The organism is Niveibacterium sp. 24ML (genome assembly GCF_026586805.1).
Taxonomy (GTDB): Bacteria; Pseudomonadota; Gammaproteobacteria; order Burkholderiales; family Rhodocyclaceae; genus Niveibacterium.
In genome coordinates this window covers 253,632-279,221 of sequence record NZ_JAPFHA010000004.1, presented here as the reverse complement: position 1 = coordinate 279,221, position 25,590 = coordinate 253,632, and the positions used below count along the sequence as shown (strand labels likewise).

Annotated in this window: 18 protein-coding genes; 13 read left to right on the top strand and 5 right to left on the bottom strand. The window is 64.7% G+C overall.

Annotated features, from left to right (window positions below; genetic code table 11):
• The coding region (locus OPU71_RS05650; protein ID WP_324256035.1) for a carbohydrate-binding domain-containing protein at positions 1-2,550 on the top strand (2,550 nt) is incomplete at its 5' end.
• 663 nt (positions 2,551-3,213) lie between these two features.
• Here the strand turns inward: OPU71_RS05650 and OPU71_RS05645 are convergent.
• From OPU71_RS05645 to OPU71_RS05630, 4 genes are all read right to left on the bottom strand, one after another.
• On the bottom strand, positions 3,214-3,426 hold the full coding sequence (locus tag OPU71_RS05645) for a hypothetical protein (protein ID WP_267726002.1): 213 nt from the start codon (positions 3,424-3,426) through the stop codon (positions 3,214-3,216).
• 148 nt (positions 3,427-3,574) lie between these two features.
• Positions 3,575-4,192 carry an alcohol dehydrogenase catalytic domain-containing protein gene (locus OPU71_RS05640; protein ID WP_267726000.1) on the bottom strand — a complete coding sequence of 206 codons (618 nt, stop codon included), beginning with the start codon at positions 4,190-4,192 and terminating at the stop codon, positions 3,575-3,577.
• Positions 4,193-4,213: 21 nt separating this feature from the next.
• Positions 4,214-4,921: a Crp/Fnr family transcriptional regulator gene (locus OPU71_RS05635; protein WP_267725998.1), complete on the bottom strand. Its 708-nt coding sequence runs from the start codon at positions 4,919-4,921 to the stop codon at positions 4,214-4,216.
• Positions 4,922-5,068: 147 nt separating this feature from the next.
• Positions 5,069-5,785 (bottom strand): Crp/Fnr family transcriptional regulator, encoded by a 717-nt coding sequence (locus OPU71_RS05630; RefSeq protein WP_267725997.1) that lies wholly within the window; start codon positions 5,783-5,785, stop codon positions 5,069-5,071.
• A gap of 428 nt (positions 5,786-6,213) precedes the next feature.
• Here OPU71_RS05630 and OPU71_RS05625 point away from each other — a divergent pair, with 428 nt between their 5' ends.
• The 10 genes from OPU71_RS05625 to OPU71_RS05580 all read left to right on the top strand — a co-directional run bounded on the left by OPU71_RS05625 (position 6,214) and on the right by OPU71_RS05580 (position 21,211).
• The gene (locus OPU71_RS05625; protein WP_267725996.1) at positions 6,214-6,822 is read left to right on the top strand and encodes a hypothetical protein; all 609 of its coding nucleotides are present in this window, start codon (positions 6,214-6,216) and stop codon (positions 6,820-6,822) included.
• 61 nt (positions 6,823-6,883) lie between these two features.
• Complete coding sequence (locus OPU71_RS05620; protein WP_267725995.1) at positions 6,884-7,108, top strand: glycine zipper 2TM domain-containing protein; 225 nt, start codon at positions 6,884-6,886, stop codon at positions 7,106-7,108.
• A gap of 224 nt (positions 7,109-7,332) precedes the next feature.
• Positions 7,333-7,494 carry a DUF1328 domain-containing protein gene (locus tag OPU71_RS05615; protein ID WP_267725994.1) on the top strand — a complete coding sequence of 54 codons (162 nt, stop codon included), beginning with the start codon at positions 7,333-7,335 and terminating at the stop codon, positions 7,492-7,494.
• A gap of 48 nt (positions 7,495-7,542) precedes the next feature.
• Complete coding sequence (locus OPU71_RS05610) at positions 7,543-7,869, top strand: DUF883 family protein (protein WP_267725993.1); 327 nt, start codon at positions 7,543-7,545, stop codon at positions 7,867-7,869.
• Between the two features lie 175 nt (positions 7,870-8,044).
• Positions 8,045-8,203, top strand: a complete 159-nt coding sequence (locus OPU71_RS05605; RefSeq protein ID WP_267725992.1) for a DUF3309 domain-containing protein — start codon at positions 8,045-8,047, stop codon at positions 8,201-8,203.
• Positions 8,204-8,306: 103 nt separating this feature from the next.
• Positions 8,307-8,531 (top strand): CsbD family protein, encoded by a 225-nt coding sequence (locus OPU71_RS05600; RefSeq protein ID WP_267725991.1) that lies wholly within the window; start codon positions 8,307-8,309, stop codon positions 8,529-8,531.
• Between the two features lie 290 nt (positions 8,532-8,821).
• On the top strand, positions 8,822-11,320 hold the full coding sequence (locus OPU71_RS05595; protein WP_267725990.1) for an EAL domain-containing protein: 2,499 nt from the start codon (positions 8,822-8,824) through the stop codon (positions 11,318-11,320).
• A gap of 178 nt (positions 11,321-11,498) precedes the next feature.
• A complete protein-coding gene (locus OPU71_RS05590) occupies positions 11,499-11,753 on the top strand; it encodes a GlsB/YeaQ/YmgE family stress response membrane protein (RefSeq protein ID WP_267725989.1) in 255 nt (84 codons plus the stop codon).
• Between the two features lie 164 nt (positions 11,754-11,917).
• Complete coding sequence (locus OPU71_RS05585) at positions 11,918-12,232, top strand: BON domain-containing protein (RefSeq protein WP_267725988.1); 315 nt, start codon at positions 11,918-11,920, stop codon at positions 12,230-12,232.
• Positions 12,233-12,370: 138 nt separating this feature from the next.
• Positions 12,371-21,211, top strand: coding sequence for a glycoside hydrolase family 94 protein (locus OPU71_RS05580; RefSeq protein WP_267725986.1), 8,841 nt, complete (start codon positions 12,371-12,373; stop codon positions 21,209-21,211).
• A gap of 813 nt (positions 21,212-22,024) precedes the next feature.
• Here the strand turns inward: OPU71_RS05580 and OPU71_RS05575 are convergent.
• Positions 22,025-22,927, bottom strand: coding sequence for a substrate-binding periplasmic protein (locus OPU71_RS05575; protein ID WP_267725984.1), 903 nt, complete (start codon positions 22,925-22,927; stop codon positions 22,025-22,027).
• 98 nt (positions 22,928-23,025) lie between these two features.
• Between OPU71_RS05575 and OPU71_RS05570 the strand changes: the two genes are divergently transcribed.
• Together OPU71_RS05570 and OPU71_RS05565 are read left to right on the top strand one after the other, a co-directional pair.
• A complete protein-coding gene (locus OPU71_RS05570; RefSeq protein WP_267725982.1) occupies positions 23,026-24,813 on the top strand; it encodes an endonuclease/exonuclease/phosphatase family protein in 1,788 nt (595 codons plus the stop codon).
• Positions 24,797-25,342 carry a DNA-deoxyinosine glycosylase gene (locus OPU71_RS05565; RefSeq protein ID WP_267725980.1) on the top strand — a complete coding sequence of 182 codons (546 nt, stop codon included), beginning with the start codon at positions 24,797-24,799 and terminating at the stop codon, positions 25,340-25,342. The genes OPU71_RS05570 and OPU71_RS05565 overlap by 17 nt, the downstream gene beginning before the upstream one ends.
• Positions 25,343-25,590 lie beyond the last annotated feature (248 nt).

Genomic DNA, 25,590 nt, shown 5'->3' with positions numbered 1-25,590 from the left:
GGGGGCACGCAGAACGACTGGCTCGACGGCGGCAACGGCGCAGACAGCCTGCAGGGGCAGGAAGGCAATGACACGCTATATGGAGACGCATGGGGAGCGCTCGATAGGCAAGCAGTCAGCTCCCTTGTGCTCTACGCCCGTGGCACGCCCGCATTCGGTGTGTATCCGACCATGGAGGTCTGGATAGATGGCGTGAAGATCCAGAGCTTCACGGTCAACTCCACCGATTTCGCTCCGTACTCGGTCACAGCGCCGCTCGGCATGAACGCACGCCAGATCGACGTGGCTTTTGTGAATGATGCGGTGGACGCCGCCACGGCGCAGAACCGCAACCTCTACCTCGAAAAACTGGTGGTTTCCGGTCGTGAGATCAAGGCCAACGCCAACGGCAATATCTGGGATTTCGGCGCTGGCGCTGGTGCGTTCGACAACCTGAACACCTACGCCGCCAACGGATCGATGGGTGACAACGGCGCCATTCACGTGCGCCTGCAAGGGGCTGACTACCTGGACGGTGGCACCGGCACCGATTCAATGGTGGGGGGGATCGGCAACGACATCTACATGGTTGATCAGGCCGCTGATGTGATTGTCGAGTACGCCAGTGAAGGCCATGACGATGTTCGCAGCTCGGTGAGCTACACCCTGTCGGCCAACCTTGAGAACCTCACGCTCACCGGTTCCAACGCGATTGACGGTACCGGCAACGCTGAACGCAACATGGTCGTGGGCAACAATGCCGCCAATCGACTCGACGGTGGAGCCGGCCAGGACACGCTTTCGGGTATGGGCGGCGATGACACCTACCTGGTGGACAACGGCGGTGACTTCGTTTGGGAGAACGCCAACGCGGGGACCGACACGATCCGCTCATCGGTCACCTTCACCATCGCCAACAACGTCGAGCACATGGTGCTGACCGGCAGCGCAGCGATCAATGGCACGGGTAACACCCTCGCCAATCAGATCACCGGGAACGACGCGGTCAACAGCCTGGTCGGCGGCGCAGGCAATGACACGCTCAAGGGCGATAGCTCAGAGAGCTATGCCGGCGCTACGCAGCAACTCAGCGCTCTGGTGATCTATGCGCGCGGCACTGCAGTGGCCAATGTGCTGCCCAGGGTGAGCGTGCGGATCAATGGCGTGGAGGCTTACACCTTCGATATCACCAGCACCACGCTGCAAGCCTATATCGTGCCCGCCGACAAGCTCGGGCAGATCGCCCGTACCGTAGACGTGGTGTTCCTCAACGACGCCGTAAGTGCCGATGGCAAGGAAGACCGCAACCTCTTCCTCGATCGGATCGAACTCAATGGCAGCACCACCTTGCGCGCCAACGCCGAAGGCACGATCTGGGACAACGGCGCGATCGACGGCAAGTTCGCGAAAGTCTCCGATGGCACGCTTTTCTCCAACGGCGCGTTGCGTTTCAACCTTGATGGCAGCGACGTACTCGATGGTGGCATCGGAGCGGACACATTGGTTGGAGGGCTGGGGAACGACACCTACAAGATCGACAATTCGGCCGATTCTGTGACCGAGAAGGCGGGCGCCGGAATTGACGTGGTTCGGTCAACCGTCGATTACACACTGACCGAGAATGTCGAGTTGCTCTACCTTGACGGCACCGCCGCTCAGGGAACCGGCAACAGCTTGGACAACACGCTCATCGGGAATGCGACGGCTAACCTGCTCAAGGGCGAAGGTGGCGACGACCTGTTGCATTCGAGCGGCGGCAATGACACGGCCTACGGCGGACTCGGCAATGACTGGGTCTATGGTCACGACGGCGATGATGTCTTGTACGGCAACGACGGCAATGACTATCTGGAAGGTGGAGCCGGTGCCGACGTGATGGAGGGCGGTGTCGGCAGCGACACATACTCCGGCGGCGCAGGTAACGACACCTACGTCTTTGGTCGCGGCGATCAAGCCGACAGCGTAACCGACTCCGACACCACGGTAGGCAACACCGATACGGTGGCGTTCGGCGCCGGCATCACGGCGGATCAGCTGTGGTTCCGGATGGTCGGAACGGATCTTGAAGTCAGTGTCATTGGTACTGCCGACAAGATCACCGTCAAAGGCTGGTCTGCAAGCGGCGCAGGCACCAAGAACCAGATCGAAGTCTTCAAGACGGCGGACGGCCGCACCTTGAGCAACACCAAGGTCGCGGCTCTGGTGACCGAAATGGCCAAACTCGCCCCGCCGGCGCTGGGGACGACAACGCTTCCGGCGGCCTATCAGACGGCGCTCTTGCCTACCATCAACGCCAACTGGACGTCCAAACCGGCTGCGGCCATCGGCGTGCTGACGCTTGAGCCGATGAACGCTGCAAACCAAGCTTTCGCACCCGATCTGGTAGGTTGCGAGCGGTGGCCCGCGAGCGCGCCGCTGGTTGCGGAATGTGTGCGTGATCAGCGCATCGCGAGCCTCGTAGACGCCATGGCCGCCTTTGGCGCACATGAAAGGGCATTCGACCGGACGGACACTGGGCGCCTCAGTGACTACCGTTACGGCATCGACCGACCGTTCGCGGTCCAGCCGTAACAGACCAAAGGGCCAGGCAACAATCGCCTGGCCCTTTGGCTTTTGACCCGTTGCACGATCAGACGATACGCCCGGACCTCGGCTGAGCGATGGCGCACCGGCATCCCGGGCTTCCGGATTCACTCGCATCGAAGACTTGGATCCCCGCAACGGATCGAGCCGCGAAGGGCTGTTTTCGGACTCACTCCGCACATTCGACATGCGATCGCGAACTACGGCGAATGGGCGAACACCGATGAATGCCTCGATGCTCGTGAGCTGACGTTCATGAACAGTTCCCTTTGGAGCCCAACGACCGATAAGGCCGAGGTCCGGGCGCATGGCATAGGTCGTCAGAGGGGCTCTCAGCCTTCATAGCACTGGCCGGCATCTCGTCGGCCATAGCGGTCCCTGGGCACCAGGGTGATCGGCTCGCGAACGTCAGCCAACGAGCGTTGAGGCGCTCGTTGGCATCCGGCCAACTGCCGACGCTCGGTTTCCCGCTTGAGCAGGCTTCCAGAAGACCGGTCCACCGCGATTCCAGTCGCACAGTACGCGCGATCGCAGCAGCGGCAATGATCTCAGACCTGTCACTCAGCATTTGCACTCGGCCGCTGGGCGAGTGACTGCTCATGCAAGGCAAGCCGACTGCAGCGCAGACTTGCCGTGATTGAGGCCGCGCGGCTAGGTCTCGATGGTCACCTTGAGCGCTCTGGTGTCTGCGGCGCGTCCAAAGGTTTCGTGAGCGTCGAGGATCTGGTCGAACTTGAAGCGATGGGTGATGAGTCGCGCGGGGTTGATCTTGTGCATCCCGACAACGTTAAGCAGCATTGGCGTACTAACGGTATCCACCAAACGAGTCGTGATGGTGATTTTGCGATCCCACAGTTTTTCCAAGTGGAGATCCACCTTCGTACCATGCGCGCCGATGTTGGCGATGGTGCCGCCCGCCCCGATGATCGCCTTGGCACATCTCGAATGTGGCCGGAATACCGACCGCCTCGATGGCCGTGTCGACACCCCGGCCACCCGTAATCTTCATGACCTATTCCAAAGCCTGGCCGTCGCTGCTGTTGACCGCCGCCGTGGCGCCGAAGCGAATCGTCACCTCGAGGCGATTGCCGTCGAGGTCAATGATGATGATGTCGGCCGGTGAGCAGAACTGTGCTGTCAATAGTGCGGCGAGCCCGATCGGCCCGGCGCCGACGATCGCTACCGTGCTGCCTGGCTGCACCTTGCCGTTGAGTACTCTGCACTTGAAGCCGGTCGGCAAGATGTCACTCAGCATGACCAAGGCGTCTTCATCCGCGTCGTCCGGAATGTGATGAAGGCTGGTGTCGGCGTAAGGTATGCGAACGAACTCTGCCTGCGTGCCGTCGATCCTATTACCGAGAATCCAGCCGCCGGAGGTGCAGGGTAAGTTCAAGAGCTTGCGGCAATACGCGCACTTGCCGCAGGCGCTGATGCATGAAATCAACACTCGATCTCCAGCCTTGAATGCCGCCACGGCCGGGCAGACCAGTTCGATCACGCCGACCCCCTCATAGCCAATAACTTGACCGGGCGTGCAGGTCGGATCGTCGCCCTTGAGGATGTGCAATTCGGTGCCGCAAATGGTCGTCCTTGTGATCCTGACGATCGCGTCGGTTGGAGCAGTGATCACCGGTTGCGGACAAACTGCCCTCTAGTTCATACCGGCGGCGTAAGTCGCACGATCGGCTTCATAGCAGGAGCACGCTGCCGCCTCGAGGCCGATTCGGTCGAGGATGGTAATTTCGCCGCGTGCGTAGTGAATCAGCTGGCGCCGCTGCAAGGCGCCGGCGGCTGTGGTCACGCCAACACGGCGCACGCCCAGCATCCAGGCAAGAAATTCCTGCGTGACGTGCAGGCCATCGGCATGCGTGCGGTCGTGCGTCATCAGCAGCCAGCGCGCAAGACGTGCCTCGACCACATGGAATCGCGTACAGGCAGCTGTTTGCGCAAGTTGCTGCATCAAAACGTACAGGTAGCGGGACAGGATGCGGTGCAGCGCGCTGTCGCCGGCCGCAACTGCGAGAAACTGGGCCCGACTCATCGAAAGCGCCGAGCCCTGCCCCTGCACCAGCGCATGCAATGGCGCGAGATCAACGCCCAGCAGCAAGGTGGCCCCCAGCATGCCTTCGTCACCGATCAGGCCAACCTCAAGCCCCTGGTGCGGCCCGATCGAAGCGGTCAGCGAGATGATGCTCTGCAGCGGAAACAGCACCTGGCGGATGGGGGCGCCCGCTTCGGCGAGCACTTCCCGGAACACCAGTTCGACTTCCACGCATGACACCAGCACCTTGGAAAGTGCTCGCCGCGGCAGACGTCCGAGCAGTTGGTTGCTTTCTACAGATACCGCCTTGGTTTGCACGTTAAGCCCCTGACGCAGCGTTGCGATTGGCCGCGGGCGGTTGCACCGCGGCGCATGCAGCTCGCAGCCTGCGTTGAGTCAGTGGTGCTGTCTGGGCGATAGCGCACACAGGCTTGCGTCGGCGAAGCGCTGCGGCACGCGCGGCGTTCAGGTCGGTGCGTCAGGCAGCAGGCGGTCGCACTCCCGTTTCACGACGGCGTAGCACTCGCAGGACCGCGCTTCGAGCCCCGCCCGGTCAATCACCGTGATGTGGCCGCGGTGATACTCGATCAGGCCCGCCTTTTGCAGGTTGCCGGCTGCCTCCGTGACGCCTTCGCGCCGAACGCCGAGCATGTTGGCGATCAACTCCTGCGTCATCACCAGCTTGTTGCTGGGCAAGCGATCCAGGCTCAACAGGAGCCATCGGCATAGCTGCTGATCGAGCGAGTGGTGGCGGTTGCACACGGCGGTCTGCGCCATCTGCGTAAGCAGGGCCTGCGTGTAGCGCAGCAGCAGGCGCTGCAGCATATCGCCCCGTTCGAACTCGTCCTTGAGCACCTGGCCCTTCATCCGGTAGGCGTGGCCCGCGCTCTGCACCACTGCGCGGCTCGGCGTCGTCTCCCCGCCCATGAACAAAGAGACACCGACAATGCCTTCGTTACCGACGACGGCAATTTCGGCCGAGGCGCCATCTTCCATCACATACAGCAGCGAGACGATCGAGGTGGTCGGAAAGAACACGTAACGCATCGGGATGCCGGGTTCGTAGAGCACCTCGCCCAAGGTCATCGTGACGAACTCCAGCGCTGGCACGATGCGCGCCCGCTGGTCCGCCGGCAAGGCGGCAAGAAGATGGTTCTGAAGCGGGGAGTGGCTACTTTCCATACGGGGCCTCCAGCCTTGAACGCCACCGGGCAAAAAGGGGCCTGGTCGGCGAGCAATGCAAGTTGCATGTGCAGTATAGGACGCCAATACCTCTACCTGTGTTCGCTATCGAACATACGCGCGCAGTCACTTACGTTAGCGCGGGGATACGGGGCTTTACCAGCCTTCAGGCAGATCAAAGTATCCGGTGTCGCGCGGTGTTTGTGTTGCGGAGGCCGGCTTGCCCCCTGCCACGGTGCGTCAGCGAACAGACGCCACGCACCAGTGCCCGCTAGGCTCCAGACATCCGAAGCGCGGCCTGCCCAAGAAGTTTGGCGGCGGTCGCCAATCCCCTGCGCATTCGGATCTGCCACACGGCAGCCGCGAACATGGGCCCACAAGGCAGTGTTCGCGGGATCTCAGCACAAACACACCAGAGAGGTCTCACCATGAACCACATCCGCACCGCCATCGCCCTGTCTTTCGTTCTGGCCTTCGCGCCTGTCACGTTTGCACAAGGCATGACCAAGACTGATTACCGCACCCAGCAGGACAAGATCGACGCCGACTACAAACTCGGCAAAGCCGCCTGCGCAAACATGTCCGGGCAGCAGAACAAGCTCTGTGTCACGCAGGCGAAATCCACCCGGAAGATTGCTGAAGCCAATCTGGAGGCGAGCTACACGCCGACCCGCAAGACCCACTACAAGGCGCGCTTCGCCAAGGCCGAGGCCGACTATTCGGTTGCACGCGAACGTTGCAACGACAAGGCCGATAACGCAAAGGATGTCTGCATCAAGGAGGCCAAGGCCGCCGAAACCAGCGCCAAGGCCGACGCAACCGTACAACTGAAAACCGCGGATGCCGCAGCCACCTCAAGCGAGAAGACCGCCGTCGCAAAGAGCGACGCGCAAACGGCATCCACCGACGCCCGCACCGACGCCACGGTCGAGAAACGCGACGCACGCTATGCCGTGGAGAAGGAGAAATGCGATGCCCTTGCAGGGGCCGCCAAGGATCGTTGCCTCGCACAGGCCAAGACGAATTTCGGCATGTAGCCCATGGCACGGCCGTTACGCCGTAGCGGCCCGCAACGCAGGACGAGATGGGAGCTTCAAAATGAAAGCACAAGGAACGACGCACTACGCGCTCGCCACCGCGCTGATCCTCAGCATCAGCGGATGTGCAGGCATGTCGGCTCAGGACAAGGGCACCTTGATCGGCGCGGGCGCCGGCGCGGTGGGCGGCTCGATACTCACTGGCGGTAGCCCGGCCGGCACCGTTGGTGGAGCCGCGGTCGGCGGCATCATCGGCCACGAGATCGAGAAGCCCGACAAGAAATGAGCCCGCACTCCACACCGAACGGGGTGCCAAGCGCTCCTTGGCATCAGCCCTTTACGTGCGGTGACGAACAGACGCTCGACGCCCGCACGCGCAAGCTCACTACAGCAGAACTGGTTCGCTGGCCCACTGCAGCGCAGGCAAACCGACGAACCGCCTGCAGGCACAGCAAGCCGCTTATCCACCCCTGACACAAACGGGCAGATTGCCCACCACGGGAGACCGTCATGTTGAGATGGGCCCTGATCTTCTTTCTCGTTTCAATCGTCGCGGCAGTTTTCGGATTTACCGGTGTCGCCGCCGGCACCGCCGAGATCGCGCGAATCCTCTTCTACGTCTTCATCGTCATCTTTGTCGTCACCCTGCTCTTCGGACTCGGCCGCGGTTGAACACCGACCGCGCGCACCCGGATCAGAACCACCAGCCAAGGAGGCATCATGAACATCGAAATGAACCCGACGCCCAGCGTCGGAAGCAAGGAACGACTGGCCGCCGACCTGAAGCAGGTTGCGACAGACACCAGCGGATTGGTCAAGGAGTTCTCCGCCGCAACGGCAAGCGATATCGCGCAGGTCAAGACGATGGTCGAGCAGTCGTTCTACGACGCAAAGGCCTACGCGATCAGCGGCCGAGTCGCACTCAGCGACAAAGTTCGCGGGGCGGCGATAGCCACCGATGGCTATGTGCGGGAGCACCCGTGGAGAACACTGGGCGGAACCGCCCTTGCCGGCCTGGTGATCGGCTTCCTGTTCAGTCGTCGCTAACGGCTGCCACGATGCACCGCCCTTTCTCCGCGCCCCGCGGCGCGCTTTGCCGCGCTGTAACAAGCCTCGCGATCGGCTCTGCGCCTGACACCCGCAGGCCCGAGGCCTCAACCCGGGTCGCGCCAATGTCCGTAACGAGCAGCGGCCACCCCCGCTGCCCCACCGGGAGGCCAACATGAGTCTCGGAACACTGCTTCTGATCGTGCTGATCGTCCTGCTGATTGGCGCCATACCCACATGGCCGCATAGCCGCAGTTGGGGCTACCTGCCCAGCAGCGGTTTGGGCTTGGTCGTCGCCGTCATCATCGCACTGCTGTTGTTGGGCCGGCTGTAACGCCGTTCTTCGTCAGCCGCTTCCGCACCCACGCGGCGCACGCGCCGCAAGCACGCCATCCCGGGCCCAATGCCCGACTGGCGCTCACATGAAGGAGTACGTCATGAACTGGCAAATCGTTGAAGGCAACTGGAAACAATTCAAAGGCAAGGTCAAAGCCGAATGGGGCAAGCTCACCGATGACCACCTTGAAGTCATCGCAGGCAAGCGTGTTGAACTCGCCGGGAAGCTTCAGGAAAGCTACGGCATTACAAAGGACGAGGCCGAGGCGCAGATCGCCCGATTCGAGAAACGACACGAAGACCCGCAACCAACCCGACTGTCCTGAAGTCCGGCAGTCCATTGCCCCGAGCGGCGATGGCTGCTCCCTCCCCCCCCGAAACGCGCGCCTCACCGGCCCCTCGGCGCATGATGGTTTGTTGTCTCCCTTTCCCTGCACGCGAATGCGTTGAAGGCGATCAACCCCTGAGCGCTGAGCACCAGTGGCAACAGCAAACCGACGAGACCTTCGGACCCCAAGCTTCTCGCTCCCCCGTGGCAACACGCCAGATCGATGGGCGCGCGAGCGCGCCTGTCGCCCCCTTGCGCGCAACACAACAGACCTTGCGGCAGAAGCCAATGAAGCGACCCACAACCAGGATCCTCCTCGTCGAAGCAGACCAGTTCGTCGCCGAACGCGTGATTCATGCGCTCTCGGCGCCGGCCGTCGCCGACTTCCGCGTTCACCGGGTCACACGGCTTGCGGACGCGCTTGACTGGCTCAAGGGCCATCGCGCCTCAATGGTGCTGCTCAACCTGTCGCTCCCCGATCAGCACGGCATTGGCGCTTATCTGCAGGTCAGCGTCGCGGCGCCCGACGCAGCGATGCTTCTGCTCTATTCCGGGCAGGACGAGCCAATCGCACGCGAAGGCGTCTCGCTGGGGGCTCACGGCTACATCGCCACCGCCCCGCTTGATGCCGGCGCCTTGCCACAGTTGTGTCAGCACGTCATCGCGGCCTGCGCCGCGCAGCGTGCGGTGCGCGACAGCGAGGCACGCTTTCGCGCGATCAGCGATGCCTCGCCGCTGGGCATTCTCGTGTCCGACAAGGATGATCACTGCGTGTATGCCAACACCGTCTACCAAACGATCGTTGGCACAGGCCAGGCATCCGCACTCGGCGCATCCTGGTTCAGCACGATCCATCCCGATGATCAGAAACGGGTTCGCGCGGAATGGCGCCATGCGCTGCACACGGACCAGCGCTTCCAGTCCGAACTGCGCCTCTGCCACCCGGATGAACCGGAGCGATGGGTGCGCGTGCACAGCGCAGCCCTACCGCGCCTGCGCGCCCGGCACGGCCATGTACTGACCTTCGAGGACATCACCGGCCGCAAGGCGGACGAAGCCGTGCTTCGCGCAGCGGAAGACGCGCTGTTCGATGAGAGGGAGCGCGCGCAGGTGACGCTGAACTCGATTGGCGACGCCGTACTCGCAACCGATGTCGAGGGCAAGGTCAGCTACTTGAACGTCGTCGCCGAACGGCTCACCGGATGGCCCAGCGCCGAGGCACTCGGCCGCCCGCTGAGCGAAGTATTCCGCACGATTGACGGCGAGGATCGTACCGAAGCGGCCAACCCCGCCCTGCTCGCCATTCGCGAAAACCGCACAGTGGGCCTGGCCGCCGGCAGCATGCTGATCCGGCGCGATGGTTCCGAGGCCGCGATCGAAGACTCGGCGGCTCCGATCCACAACCGCCACGGGGCCGTGGTCGGCGCCGTCATCGTGTTTCACGATGTCAGCGAATCGCGGGCGATGACCGTAAAGATGGCGCACCTCGCCCAGCACGATTTTCTGACCGATCTGCCCAACCGCGTCCTGCTCACCGAGCGGCTGTCGCAAGCGATCCGCTTTGCGGTACGGCATCGCAAGCAGACCGGGTTGCTGTTCCTCGATCTCGACCACTTCAAGCACATCAATGATTCGCTCGGCCACGCAATCGGCGATCAACTGCTCAAATCGGTCGCCAATCGCTTGCGGACCTGTGTCCGCACAACGGACACCGTCTGTCGACAGGGGGGCGACGAATTCGTGATCCTGCTTGCAGAGATCGAGCGGCGAGAAGACGCCGCGCACATCTCCGAAAAGATCCTCGCCGCGTTTGCGCCCCCGCACCCAATCGGCGGCCAGGAACTGCATGTCAGCTTGAGCATCGGCATCAGCATCTATCCGGACGACGCACAGAGCCTCGATTCGATGATGCAGAACGCGGATACCGCGATGTACTACGCCAAGGCGGCAGGCCGGAACAACTACCAGTTCTTCCAGGCCGAGATGAACGCTCAGGCGGTGCAACGGCTGTTCCTTGAAAACGGTCTGCGCCGCGCGCTCAAACGCAAGGAGTTCGTTCTGCACTACCAGCCCAAGGTCAACATCGCGTCCGGCGCAATCACCGGCGTCGAAGCCCTGCTCCGCTGGCAAGAGCCGACGTTCGGCCTGATTGGGCCGGGGCAATTCGTGCCGATTGCCGAAACCTGCGGGTTGATCGTGCCGATTGGCCGTTGGGTGTTGCGACAGGCCTGCGAGCAATTGATCGCCTGGCAGCGCGCCGGACTTGAAGTGGTGCCGGTGTCGGTGAATATTTCGGCGCTGGAGTTCCGCCACCCGCTGTTCATCCATGAACTTGCGAATGTACTGGCGCAAACGGCGATCGAGCCATCTCTGCTTGAGCTTGAGCTGACCGAAAGCGTGCTGATGCACGACGCTGAAATCTCGGCCACGGCACTCGAAGCCCTCAAACACATGGGCATCCAGCTCGCGATCGACGACTTTGGCACCGGCTATTCCAGCCTCAGCTACCTGAGGCGCTTCCCGATCAGCACGCTCAAGATCGATCAGTCTTTCGTGCGCGACATCGAAACGGACGCGGATAACGCAACCATTGTTGGCGCCGTCATCGGCATGGGGCGAAACCTCAAGCAACGCGTCATCGCCGAAGGCGTGGAAACGGCAGAGCAGCTTGCCTTCTTGCGCCGCGAGCGCTGCGACGAAGGCCAGGGTTTTCTGTTCAGCTATCCGCTGCTACCCGACGCACTCGGGCGCCTGCTGGCGCCCCGGCCTGAACCGGTGCTTGCCTGAGTCGCGCGCAAGAGCATCACCGCCGCAGCACCTCGCCGCAATGTGCGGCAGCGTACCGACGGCCGGGCGACAACCGGCTACGCTGCACCTGTGGTTTCCGCCAGGTGATCGGGCAGCGTTGAGCAGCAACTCTTCGTGCCGGGAGCACTCCGGGCAACCCGCCTCATCGGAGGCATCAATGTCACTTATTGGATGGATCGTCATCGGCCTGCTCATTGGCTTCTTCGCCAGCATGCGCATGCGCCGTTCCGAGCGCAGCACCCTGATCGACATCGGCGTCGGCACCGTTGGCGCCGTCACGGGCGGCAGCGTCATCACCAGTTTCGGGCACAGCGACATCGCGGGGATCAACCTGCCAAGCCAGCTGCTCGCCATCGTTGGCGCCACTGCCCTGCTCCTGGCCTACCACGCAGTCTTTCGTGTCGCTCGCTGACCCCGGCGCAGCCGACCCTTCAATGCGCAACAGGCTCGCATCGGCAAGCAGCAAGTGCCCCGCGAAGCTCAACGCAAAAACGTAACGCGGAGCGTGTAACGGCTCAACGCCGCCAACGCCCCAGCGCTGCGCCTTCCCTCAACATGAATCGCAGGAGTCCCACCATGGGCAATACACGCAAGTACCTATCCAGCATCCTCATCGCCGCTTCGTTGTTCTCAATTGTCGGCTGTGCCTCGACACCACGCTCTGAAGGCACCGGCGAATATGTCGACGACACCGTCATCACAAGCAAGGTCAAGGGCGCAATCTTCAATGAGCCGAGTCTCAAGTCGGCCGAAATCAATGTCGAGACCTTCAAGGGTGTCGTTCAGCTCAGCGGCTTCGTAGCGTCGCAGAGCGCCATCAACAAGGCGATCGAAGTCACACGCGGTGTCGGTGGCGTGAAGTCGGTCAAGGACGACATGCGTATCAAGTGAGCAAGGGCTTGCCCATGACCGTCACCGGCGCACTGCGGCGGTGGCCACAGACCGTCTGCACACCGCAAACGGGCAGCCCAGCGCGATTCGTGGCACGGACAGCATCCGCCCGCGTGCGCGGCCCCAAAGGCGTCTGACATGTCAAATGATCACCGCCCCATGGCCGAACTGTTCTGGACGCCGCTGCGCGCATCACTGCGCGGCCTGACGCGGCAACGCGGCGAGCGGGCCGACGAGCCGCCCCTGCGCGCTGAACTGTTCAGCGCCAGGCAGATGGCTCAACACGGCAAGCGGCTCGCCGCCACGCATGTGCTCATCCATGCCCGTGATGCAGAACACCTCTTGCTGCGCTTGGCCGACAACGAGAGCGTGCTCGAAGAGGTCTGTCGTACCCTCAACGACAGCCCGGCCGGAAGCCGCCGCTTCACCCCCGCAGGCGAATGGCTGCTCGACAATTTTTACCTGATCGAGGAGCAGATCCGGAACGCACGGCGACATCTGCCCAAGGGCTACAGCCGCGGCCTGCCACGCCTGAAATCGGCCTACGGGCCGCCCTTGCCCCGCGTGTACGACATCGCGCTGGAGATCGTCTCCCATGGCGACGGCCGCATCGACCCCGACGGCTTGAGCCAGTTCGTGTCCGCCTATCAGACGGTGACGCCGTTGCGGCTGGGCGAGCTGTGGGCAACACCAATCATGCTGCGCCTTGCCGTGATCGAAAACCTGCGGCGCGTGGCGATCCGCATCGAGCGCAGTTGGGCCGACCGGAAGCTGGCAGGCGCCTGGGCCGACCAGATGACCGCAGCGCTTGAAACCGACCCGAAGAGCCTGATCCTCGTCATTGCCGACATGGCGCGATCCAGCCCGCCGATGAGCAGTGCCTTCGTCGCCGAGCTCGCGCGCCGCCTCCAGGGCCGTGGGCCCTCGCTCGCGCTGCCCCTGACCTGGATCGAGCAGCATCTTGCCGATGCCGCCCTGACGATCGAACAACAGGTGCAGGCAGAAAACCAGCAACAGGCAGCGGATCAGGTGTCGATCAGTAACAGTATCGGCAGCCTGCGTGTGATCGGCGCAATCGAGTGGCGCGAATTCGTCGAGGCCCACAGCATCGTTGAAAAGACCTTGCGCGAAGACCCCGACGGCGACTACGCCCGCATGGACTTCGCCACCCGAGATCGTTACCGCCACGCCACCGAGGATCTGGCCAAACACGGGCCTCTGAGCGAAGGCGAGGTGGCGCGCGCGGCGATCACGCTGGCCCAGTCGCGCGCTAATGCTTGCACTCCCACCACCGCCGCCGATGCGCCCGCGAGACACGTCGGGTACTACCTGATCGGCGACGGACTGATCGAACTCGAACGCCTGGTGCAGGTGAGCCCACCGGTCTTGACACGCATTGCACGTGCCGCGGCGCGCTCGCCCTTGCTGATCTACCTCGGCGCGATTGTCGCCCTGACCCTTGCCCTCAACACGGCCCTGCTCGCACTGGCTGGCTCGACCTCGCTGCCGCCGTGGGCGCTACTGCTGATCGGCATCGCTTCGCTGCTCAGCGCAAGCCGCTTCGGCGTCGCCGCAGTCAATTGGTTGGCCAGCCTCGTCGTCAAACCGCAGCTGCTGCCGAAGATGGACTATTCGGCTGGTCTGCCGGCGCAGATGCGCACCCTCGTCGTCGTGCCGACGATGCTTACCTCCCATGCAGGACTGCAGGCCCTGATCGAGGCGCTGGAGATCCGCTTCCTCGCGAATCAGGATCCGCATCTTCACTTCGCGCTGCTCACTGATTTCTGCGATGCGCCGACCGAAACACTGCCGGGCGATACCGCCCTGCTTCGGGCTGCCGAAAGCCGGATCGACGCGCTCAATCACAAGTACCCCGGCGGCACTGCGGGTGAGGATCGTTTCTGCCTTCTCCATCGCCCGCGCCTGTGGAACACGCACGACGGCATCTGGATGGGCTTTGAACGCAAACGCGGCAAGCTCGCCGACCTGAACCGGCTGCTGCGCGGCGCCACGCCAGACGCCTTCTCGCTGGTCGTGGGCAAGTTTGGGCCGCCAGCCGGCGTGAAGTACGTGATCACGCTGGACACCGACACCCTGTTGCCACGGGATACCGCCCGGCAGCTGATTGGCACGATGGCGCATCCGCTCAACCGGCCGCATTTCGACGGCGCGCTAGGCCGCGTGGTGTCGGGCTACGGCATCCTGCAGCCGCGGGTCGCCAGTACGCTGCCCGGCAATAATCGCTCCCGCTATGCCCACATGGCGGGTGGCGTGCCGGGGATCGACCCCTACACCTGCGCGGTGTCAGACGTTTACCAGGATGTCTTCGGTGAGGGCTCATTCACCGGCAAGGGCATCTACGACGTGGATGCCTTCGAACAGGCGCTCGGCGGCTGCATGCCCGACAATCGCATCCTCAGCCACGATCTGCTTGAAGGCTGCTACGCGCGAGCCGGGCTGCTGAGCGATGTGCTGCTCTACGAAGATTACCCGTCGAGTTACCGCGCCGACGTACGGCGCCGCCATCGTTGGGTACGCGGCGACTGGCAATTGTTCGGTTGGCTGCTGCGCCGCGCGCCGGGTGCGTTACCCACTGCGGCGCCACCGCGCAACCCGCTCTCGCCGCTGTCGCAGTGGAAGTTGCTCGACAACCTGCGGCGCAGCCTCGTGCCCAGCGCGCTGTTGGCGATGCTGCTGATCGGCTGGCTGATGCTGGACTCGCCCGGAACGTGGACGCTCGCGGTCCTCGCCATCCTGAGTTTGCCCACCCTGTGCGCCGCCATCGTCGCTTCATTGAAAAAACCGGCCGAAGTGCGGCCCCTCCAGCATATCGCGGGCGCGGCGCGAGCACTGGTCACCCGGTTTGGGCAGCAGGCCTTTGAACTGGCCTGCCTGCCGCACGAGGCGCTCTACACGCAGGGCGCGATCTTGCGCACCGTGTGGCGCCTGATGCGCCGACGCGGCCACATGCTGGAATGGAACACCACGAGCGAGGTCGAACTCCGGGCGGCGGCGCAGAATCAAGACGGCCTGTTCGCCACGCTTCGGCTGATGTGGTGTGCGCCGGTAATCGCAGGCCTCGTTGCTGCGGTACTCGTCGTCACCGCGCCGACTACGCTGATGCTCGCCGCCCCGATTCTTGCCATGTGGCTGTGTGCGCCCTGGCTCGTGTGGTGGGTCAGCCAGCCACGGCCCGAACACGCAAAGCCGCTATCGGCCGAGCAAACCCGCTTCCTGCGCACCATCGCCCGCAGAACCTGGGCTTTCTTCGAACGCTTCGTCGGGCCCGAAGACCACTGGCTGCCGCCCGACAACTGCCAGCACTATCGCGCTGCAGCCGTTGCGCACCGCACCTCGCCAACCAACATCGGCCTCGCGTTGCTGGCGAATCTGAGTGCCTTTGATTTCGGCTACATCCAGGGCGGACGCCTGCTCGAACGTTGCGCTGCCACGCTGGCGACCATGGCGCAACTGGAGCGCTACCGGGGCCACCTCTACAACTGGTACGACACGCAGACGCTGGCGCCACTCAATCCACGCTACGTTTCAACCGTCGACAGCGGCAACCTGGCCGGCCACTTGATGGTGCTGCGCGCGGGCATGCTGGCGCTGGAAAATGAGCCGATTTCGGGGCCGCTACGGCTGGAAGGCTTGCGCGATACGCTGGCGGTCGCCACCGCGGCCGCCGAGGCCGCGAGTGGCGACGTGATGGCGCAACTTGCGGCGATCGACCAAGGCATCGCCGCGGCGATCGCCGCCCGGACGGATGCGCTCGATCCGTTTCATTGCGTACTTGGCGCGATCGTTGCGGACGCCGAACGGCTTGTCGCCAGCGCCGCGATCGCACACCCGCCCGAAAACACCAGCGTGCGAACGGAAACCCCGCTCGGCACCCCAAGCCGCGACGCCTTGCACAGCCTGCTCAACGCGTGTCGCGAACTCACCGACGAACTGACCGAACTCGCGCCATGGCTGTTGTTGCCGCCAGCGCCTGCGGGGCTGCAGGCACCGCTACGCAGCATCAAGGGCATCGCAGAGGTACGGACGGTCAAGGACATCGCAGGGCTTGAGGCATTGGTCGGGCCATCAGTATCCGCGTGGGGCGCGCGTGTCAGCGCGGCCGATGAGCGCGTGTGGCTGGAGCAACTTGCCGCGGCCGTTGCGCTGGGCAGCCAGCGGGCACAGGCGCGGCAAGCCCTCGCGAGGGCGCTCGCGAGCGAAGCCGGAACGTTGGCGCAAATGGATTACGACTTCCTCTACGACGCCAGCCGGCACCTGCTGAGCATCGGCTACAACATCGCCGACCGCCGCCCGGATGCCAGCTACTACGACTTGCTCGCCTCCGAAGCGCGTCTGGGCTGTTTCGTTGCCATCGCGCAAGGCCAGATCCCCCAGAAAAGCTGGTTTGCACTGGGCCGGCTGCTGACCGGCATCGGCGCGTCGCCCGTCTTGCTGTCGTGGAGCGGGTCGATGTTCGAGTACCTGATGCCCTTGCTGGTGATGCCGAACTACGAGCACAGCCTGCTCGATGAAACCTGCAAGGCCGCAGTGACCCGCCAGATTGAATACGGCAAACAACGCGGCGTGCCTTGGGGCATCTCGGAATCCGGCTACAACACCGTCGACGTGCAGCTCAATTATCAGTATCGCGCGTTCGGCGTGCCGGGGCTGGGACTCAAGCGTGGGCTCGCCGATGATCTGGTGATTGCCCCCTACGCGTCGGTGATGGCACTGATGGTGGCCCCCGAGGCCGCCTGTCGCAACCTGCAGCGCCTGGCCGCCGAGGGTTTCGTTGGCGAATACGGGCTGTTCGAGGCGATCGACTACACGCCGGTGCGGCAACGCCGTGGCCAGACCAGGGTGGCAATCAAGGCCTTCATGGCGCACCACCAGGGCATGAGCCTGCTCTCGCTGGCCTACCTGCTGCTGGGCCGTCCGATGCAGCGCCGCTTCGAGGCGGAGCCGCTGTTCCAGGCGGTGCTGCTACTGCTGCAGGAGCGGATCCCGACCCCGACGGAGCGCTTCGTCATGCGAACGCTGCCCTTCGATACCGGTGGATCGGACCCCACCACCGAGCTGCCGCTTCGCAGCTACACCGGGGTGAGCACCGCCGCACCGGAAGTGCAGTTGCTCTCCAACGGCCGCTATCACGTGATGGTGACCAACGCCGGTGGGGGCTACAGCCTTTGGCGCGACCTCGCCGTGACACGCTGGCGCGAAGACGGTACGCGCGACAACTGGGGCAGCTACTGCTACCTGCGCGACGTCGCCAGCGGCGATTTCTGGTCGAACACCTACCAACCCACGCTCGCAATGCCGACGGATTACGAGGCCAGTTTTTCGGAAGGCCGCGCGGAGTACCGCCGGCACGACGAAGTGGATGGCGGGCGCACGGCCTACGATACGCAGACCGAAATTGTCGTCTCGCCCGAGGACGACATTGAACTGCGGCGGATCCGCATCACCAATCGCAGCCGGCGCGCCCGCGAACTTGAGATCACCAGCTACGCCGAAGTAGTGATCGCGTCGCCCGCCTCAGATACCCTGCACCCCGCCTTCAGCAATCTGTTCGTGCAAACCGAGATCCTGCCCGGACGCAGCGCGATTCTCTGCTCGCGCAGACCGCGCGCGGCCGACGAAGCTACGCCGTGGATGCTGCATGCAGTCACTGTGCACGGCGCCAGGACCAGTGAGGTGTCGAGCGAGACCGATCGGGCACGCTTCATCGGCCGCTGCCGCAGCACCGCCTCGCCCATCGCGATGAGCGATGCGCGAGAACTGTCGGGCACCGATGGATCCGTGCTCGACCCGATCGTCGCCGTGCGCTACCGGATCGTGCTGGAGCCCGAGCAATCCGCGCTTGTCGACATCGTGACCGGCATGGCCGAAACGCGCGTTGCGGCGCTGACCCTGGTCGAAAAGTACCGAGACCGTCACTTGGCCGATCGCGTCTTCGAGCTCGCCTGGACCCACAGCCAGGTGGTGCTCCGGCAACTCAACGCCAACGAGCGCGAAGCGCAGTGGTATGCCCGGCTCGCGGGCGCCGTGATTCACGCCGACGCGCGGCTGCGCGCAGACCCTTCGGTCATGCTGCGCAACCGGCGCGGGCAGCCTGGCCTGTGGGGCTATGCGGTATCGGGCGATCTGCCGATCGTGCTGCTGCAGATTGGCGACGCGGCCAACATCGGCCTGGTGCAGCAACTGATCCAGGCGCACGCGTACTGGCGACTCAAGGGTTTGCAGGTCGATCTGGTGATCTGGAACGAAGACCACGCCGGCTACCGCCAGCGCCTGCAGGAACAGATCATCGGCCTGATCGCCTCGGGCATCGGCGCCAGCTTGCTCGATCGCCCCGGCGGCATCTTCGTGCGGCCTGCAGAGCAGATATCGAACGAAGACCGCACGCTGTTCCAGTCGGTCGCCCGGGTGATCCTCAGCGACAGCTGTGGCACGCTGGAAGAACAACTCGACCAGCGCCCGACACGCGACCCACGCCCGCCGCGCCTGGTGGCCACGCGCCAGGATCGCCCGGAGCCCCCTGCGCGTGCGACACCGGCAGACCGCAACCTGCTGCTATTCAACGGCCGCGGCGGCTACACCCAGGACGGCCGCGAGTACATGATCCTGCTCGCACCCGGAGAGACGACGCCGGCGCCCTGGGTCAACGTGCTGGCCAATCCGGACTTCGGTACGGTGGTGTCGGAAACCGGCGGCGCCTACACCTGGGTGGAGAACGCGCATGAGATGCGCCTCACGCCCTGGCATAACGACCCGGTGTGCGACCCCAGCGGCGAGGCCATCTATCTGCGCGACGAAGAGAGCGGCCACGTCTGGTCGCCGACACCGCAACCCACGCCTGCCGCCATGCCCTGTGTGGTGCGCCACGGATTCGGCTACAGCGTGTTCGAGACCCACGCCGGCGGCATCGAATCCGAGCTGTGCGTGTTCGTCGCGACCGATGCACCGGTGAAGTTCTCGGTGCTTCGTGTGCGCAACAGATCCGGGCGGGCCTGCCGGCTCTCTGCCACCGGCTACGTCGAGTGGGTGCTGGGTGACGTGCGGGGCAAGTCGGCCATGCACGTCAGCACCGAAGTGGCCGCGCAAAGCGGCGCGGTCTACGCCCGCAACCCATACAGCGCCGAGTTCGGCGCACGGGTCGCGTTCTTCGATGTGGACGACCCGACACGCAACCTTACCGGCGATCGCAACGAGTTCATCGGGCGCAACCGCGCGCTTGAAAGCCCCGCGGCAATGGAGCGCACACGCCTTTCCGGCAAGGTGGGCGCGGCGCTCGACCCGTGCGCGGCCATCCAGGTGAGCTTTGAGCTCGCCGACGATGAGGAGCGCGTCATCGTGTTCCGCCTCGGCGTCGGCCGCGATGCAGACGATGCCGCAGCGTTGGTCAGGCGCTTCCGCGGCCTCGGCGCCGCTGAGGAAGCGCTCGACGCGGTGCACCGGCAGTGGCACCGCAGCCTGGGGGCCGTTCAGGTCGACACCCCCGACGCAGCGATCAACGTGCTCGCCAACGGCTGGCTGCTTTACCAGACGCTCGCCTGCCGGCTTTGGGCGCGAAGCGGGTACTACCAGTCCGGCGGCGCATTCGGATTCCGCGACCAGCTTCAGGACGTGATGGCACTGGTGCACGCCGAGCCCCAACTGGTGCGAGCGCACCTGCTGCTGTGCGCGAGCCGGCAATTCGACGAAGGTGACGTCCAGCACTGGTGGCATCCCCCCTCAGGGCGCGGGGTACGCACCCATTGCTCGGACGACTACCTCTGGCTGCCGCTGGCAGTGAGCCGTTACGTTGAATGCACCGGCGACGCAGCGGTCCTGAATGTCGAGGTCACAGGGCTTGAGGGCCGGCCGGTAAGCCCCACCGATGAGGCCTACTTTGATCTGCCCGGCCGAGCCGCTTCGCCAGCCTCGTTGTATCAGCATTGCGTTCGCGCAATCGAGCATGGCCTGCGTTTCGGGCGCCACGGCCTGCCACTGATCGGATCCGGCGACTGGAACGACGGCATGAACCTGGTCGGCGCCCGTGGCGAGGGCGAGAGCATCTGGCTCGGCTTCTTCCTGTGCGAGGTCCTGCAGCGGTTTGCCCGGATCGCAAGCGATCACGGCGACACCGATCATGCCGCGCGCTTCGCGACGCAACGCACACAGTTGCAAGCGCAGATCGAACAGCACGGATGGGACGGCCACTGGTATCGGCGCGCCTACTTCGACGATGGCACGCCGCTTGGCTCGGCGAGCAACGAAGAATGCCAGATCGATTCGATCGCGCAGAGCTGGTCGGTGCTCTCGCACACGGCAAGCACTGAGCGCGCCGCAGGCGCCATGGACGCGCTGTATCGCCGCCTGGTTCGCACCGGCGACGGCCTCGTACAACTGCTCGACCCGCCCTTCAACCACTCGCCGATGAATCCCGGCTACATCCGCGGCTACGCGCCGGGCGTGCGAGAGAACGGCGGCCAGTACACTCACGGCGCCATCTGGGCCGCAATGGCCTTTGCAGAGATGGGCGACCACGAGCGCGCCTGGGCACTCACGACGCTGATCAACCCCGCCCACCACAGCGGCAGCCCAGCCGAGGTCATGCGCTACCGCGTGGAACCCTACGTCATGGCCGCCGACGTCTACGGCTGCGCCCCGCACATCGGCCGCGGCGGCTGGACGTGGTACACCGGCTCGGCCGGATGGATGTACCGGCTGATCACCGAATCCCTGCTCGGCCTGCACCGCCAGGGCAACACCCTGTCCTTCGCGCCATGCATCCCGAAGTCGTGGCCAGGCTTCAGCCTGACATACCGCTATGGTGAAACGCAGTATTCGATAACGCTGATCAATCCAATCGCCGCCACTAAAGAGACCGCGACCGATCGCCCCCCTGCCACCGCCAACCCGCCCTGCACCGCCATCACACTCACTGACGACGAAGGCCCCCACCACATTGAACTGGCCCTCACCGCCAAGGCATGAACTCGCATCGCGAGCCGACCACGTCGTTGGACGTTTCGACAAGATCCCCCTTCGAATGGCGGAGTCCAAGCGCCGTGGATTCGGTCCAGAAGCTCCCGCGACCGTCGGCGGGGACAGCTGCATTTCCAGACGCAACCGCGTTTGAACATCGAACCGCACGAGGGGGTGCTTAGGGTTGGCGCCGCCGCGTCACCAGACATCAGCGCAATCATTCGGAGCCTTCATTCAAACAAGCCGGAACCGAAGGTCCGGTTTGAGGTGGCCAGCAGTCGTACGGAGCACCGATCATCGAATGACCGGATTTTGCGAGGGCCTCCGTTCGCGTTTTCCCAGTGAACGTCCGCAACCAGCCTGAACTGACTGCTTGTCGCTTCGTGGCGAGCGGCTGCTTCTGGCCGGACGCCGATGAGTGCCTCGACCCTCGTTAGCTGACGTTCGCGAGCCGACTACTGCGGTGCCCACCGACCGCTTTGGCCGACAACCTGCCCGTGAGCTTTAGCCCGCTCTGTTCGCTTCCAGGCTGAAACGATCTTCGGCCGCGGCCGGCAGTTTGGTGGTGGGGTGACAGCCTTCATGCCGCGATGGGTTTGCCAGAGGTTTTCGACGTCTGGGCATAGCGGGCTTTGGTGTTTGGCACGCTTCGCGTCGTTGCGAAGAGATTCAACGCGTTGCGTGCGTGACTCCGAAAGACTTTGTTGTCCGGATTCACCGGCGTATTTGGGCACCGCGAGTTCGTCGCGGACGCTGCCGTCGCGAGCGAGCCAACTGCGGCATGCGACACTCTGCTGAGGCGACAAGCTGGTTACCACTCGCTTACTTTTGCGCGGTCACCTTGCGCGCCGCGGCAGGCGGAAGCAGCCAGCGCTTCTGGTCGTCCGGGTTGGGAATCTGGTCAAGATCGGGGTTTTCAAGCCGGATGATCGTGCGCTGGGCCAGCTTTGCGCGCCGCAGTGATTCGGAAAATTCTTTCTGGAACAAGGCATCGTAAGAGCCGTCGGCAATCGCGCGCTCCAGCCCGCGCTGGATGCGATGGGCGAGTGCAGTGTTGCCCTTGCTCACGACAAAGTAGTCCGGCATCGGGTAGTAGAGCGCCAGGCTTTCTTCCACCATCAGGTCGGGAAAACGCAGTGCGCGCGGCTCGACTTCGCGGTAGGGCTCATGCACGCCGCGCGGAAAGTAGTCGAAACGGCCCGCGGCAAGCAGTTCGAAGATTTCCTCGTAACTCGGCGGGGTCACCACTGGAATGCCGTTGCTCAACAAGATCTTGGTGTCCAGCCAGTCTTTCTGTTGGCCGGCCGAAAGGTGCTTCAGATCGTCGAGTGACCGCACCGCGGCAAAGCGCGGCGCCAGTTTGCGGTCGATGATGAAGATGCGGATGCCGAGGATGCCCTTGCGGATGCAGATCGGAATGAATTGAAGCCGGTTTGCCAGCTCCCGTTTGGGCGGGTAGTTCGCCACATCGATGAGGCCGCCGCGTTCGATTTCAGCTTGCACGCGCGCGTTGCTCATCGGCTCGGTGGCTTGCACAGCGCGTGCCGGGCCGTCTTCAGCCGACGTTTTGTCGAGCGCCAGTTGCAACATGCGAACCGGGTAGTCGTAGCGGAAATCGGTGGGATTATCGCCGCGCGGATATCTAACCAGGGTTTCCTTGCCGGAGGCGCTTGCGGCGCAAGCGAACGCGACGGCGATCAGCGCAATGCGGGCAATCTGCAGCACGGCAACTCCTGTGGTCGAGTCATCGGGGCTCTGGCTTTCACCATAGCACCGCAGGGCTGATCGAGTCTTCCGCAACAAATCGGGTAGGCTTGGCAACCATGGTGCAAGTGTTGCGTTCATCGAAATTCGGCTTCGGACTGCTGGCGCTGTGCGTGGCGAGCGCCGCGCAGGGCGTGACGATTGCGCAGGTCCAGGGCAGTGGCCACCTCTCGCCACTGGCCGGGCAGTCGGTGGATGCGCTTGGCGGCGTGGTCACCGCCGTCACCCGCAACGGCTTCTGGTTGCAGGACGAAACGCCCGACGACGACCGCCGCACCGCCGATGCGCTGTACGTCTTTCTTGGCAAGGAAAAGCCGCCGGCGGTGGGCGACCGCATCGCGGTCAGTGGCCGCGTTGGCGAATACCGCCCTGGCCGCAACCCCGACAACCTCACCATCACCCAGCTGAGCGATGCCCGCTGGCAGCGCCTTGCAAGCGGTATCCCCCTGCCCGCCCCCGTCGTGCTGGGTCGCGGCGGGCGCTTGCCGCCGAGCGCCGCGATCGCGCCGACGCTGGGCAACGTGGAAGCCGCGCGCCGCCCGCTCGACCCCGAACGCTTCGCGATGGATTTCTTCGAGAGCCTCGAAGGCATGCAGGTCGAGATCGACGAAGCCATCGCGGTGGGGCCGCGCGGCGAACGGGGCGAGGTGGCGGTGATCCTGGCGGCGCAGGCCGATGCCGGCTTGCGCACGGCGCGCGGCGGGGTCGCGATTGCGCCCGGCCAGTTCAACCCCCATCGCATCCTGCTCGACGCATCGCTGACGCCCACGCCGCCGGGCATCAAGACGGGTGATCGCCTGCTGAAGCTGCGCGGCATCGTCGACTACAGCTTCGGCAACTACCGCCTGCGCCTGACCGAATCCCCGCAACTGCAGGCACGCGCCCTGCCGGCGCAGCTTGCCGCGCCGCTGGGCCGCGGGCAGTTGGGCGTGGCGGCCTACAACCTTGAAAACCTCGGCGGCAACGCGCCGCAAGCGCGCTTTGACGCCATCGCGCGGCAGATCGTCACCCAGCTCGCCTCGCCGCACCTGATCGCGCTGCAGGAAGTTCAAGACGACGACGGCCCGCGCGACAAGGGCGTCACCGATGCCAGCCAGACCCTCACCCGCCTGAGCAACGCGATCCGCGCGGCCGGCGGCCCCGCCTACCGCTGGGTGGGCGTTGATCCGGTCAACAACGCCGATGGCGGCGCGCCCGGCGCGAACATCCGGCCGGTGATCCTGTACGACCCGGTCCGGGTGCAGCTCGATGGAAGCGTCGGCGGCCCGCGCGACGCCGTCAGCATTGCCGCCGGCGGCAAGCTGCAACCGGCGGCGGGCCGCATCGCGCCAGACGATCCGGCCTTCGAATCGAGCCGCAAGCCGCTCGCCGCGCAGTTCACCGTGGCCGGCAAGCGGCTCGTTCTGGTGGCGGTGCACTTCGCATCCAAACGCATCGACCAGCCCCTGTTCGGCCCCCAGCAGCCACCGTTCGCCGCCTCGGAGATCCAGCGCACCGCCCAGGCCGGCGTGGTGGCGGACTTCGTCCGCAGCCTGCTCGCCCGCCGCGCCGACAGCGCCGTGCTGGTGCTCGGCGACTTCAACGACTTCGACTTCGGCCCCGCATCGCAGTCCATCGAAGCAGCCGGCCTGAGCAACCTCACGCTCAGCCTGCCGGCGGCCGAACGCTACACCTACATCCACGACGGCAATTCGCAGGCGCTTGACCATGTCTTCGCCTCACCCGCGCTGATGCAGGGCGCCCTGCGCAGTTACCAGGTGCTGCACATCAACGCCGAGTACCCGGACGGCGCGTCTGACCACGACCCGGTGCGGGCGGTGTTCGACATCGATGCCATCCCGCGCTGAACGACGGCAAGCTTTCGCCCCGATCGCGCGCGCCGACGCACGGCTGCTGATCCTCGGGTCGATGCCCGGCGCAGCCTCGCTCGACGCGCAGCAGTACTACGCCCATCCGCGCAACGCGTTCTGGCCGATCATGGGGGCGCTGTTCGGCTTTGACGCGGCACGCCCCTACGCCGAGCGCCTGGGCGCGCTGCAAGCGGCCGGGGTTGCCTTGTGGGATGTGCTGGCCGCCTGCCGCCGCAGTGGCAGCCTTGACTCGGCCATCGTGGCGGAGAGCATTGAGCCGAACGACTTTGGCGCCTTCCTCGCGCAGCACCCGGCGATTGTCCGCATCGCCTTCAACGGCAGCGCCGCCGAGGCCCTGTTCCGCCGCCACGCGCTACCGCAACTGAGCGCATCCGCGCGGCAGATCGAGCGGATGCGACTCCCCTCCACCAGCCCGGCAAACGCCGGCCAGCGCTTCGAAGACAAACTGGCCGCGTGGCGCCCGGCCGCTGCGGGCATCGCGCCCCGCCCAAAACCGGAAGACTGAATGCGCGACCCGCACGGCAATGCCCGCGGAACGATCCGCTCGCCGTACCCCGACCAAGGCAACGAAGCCACGCCAGGCCGATGCGCGAGTGGCCCACGGGCACCCGGGGCCTCTGCATCGCAGACACGGATGCAGCGTTAAGGAAGGTCTGAGTAAGTGAGCGAGAGGGATGCAGCGCAAGGCGCGGCGCGCGCAGCGACCAAGACATATCAAAGGGATAGGCGCGGGAGCGAGCACGCCGCAACGCA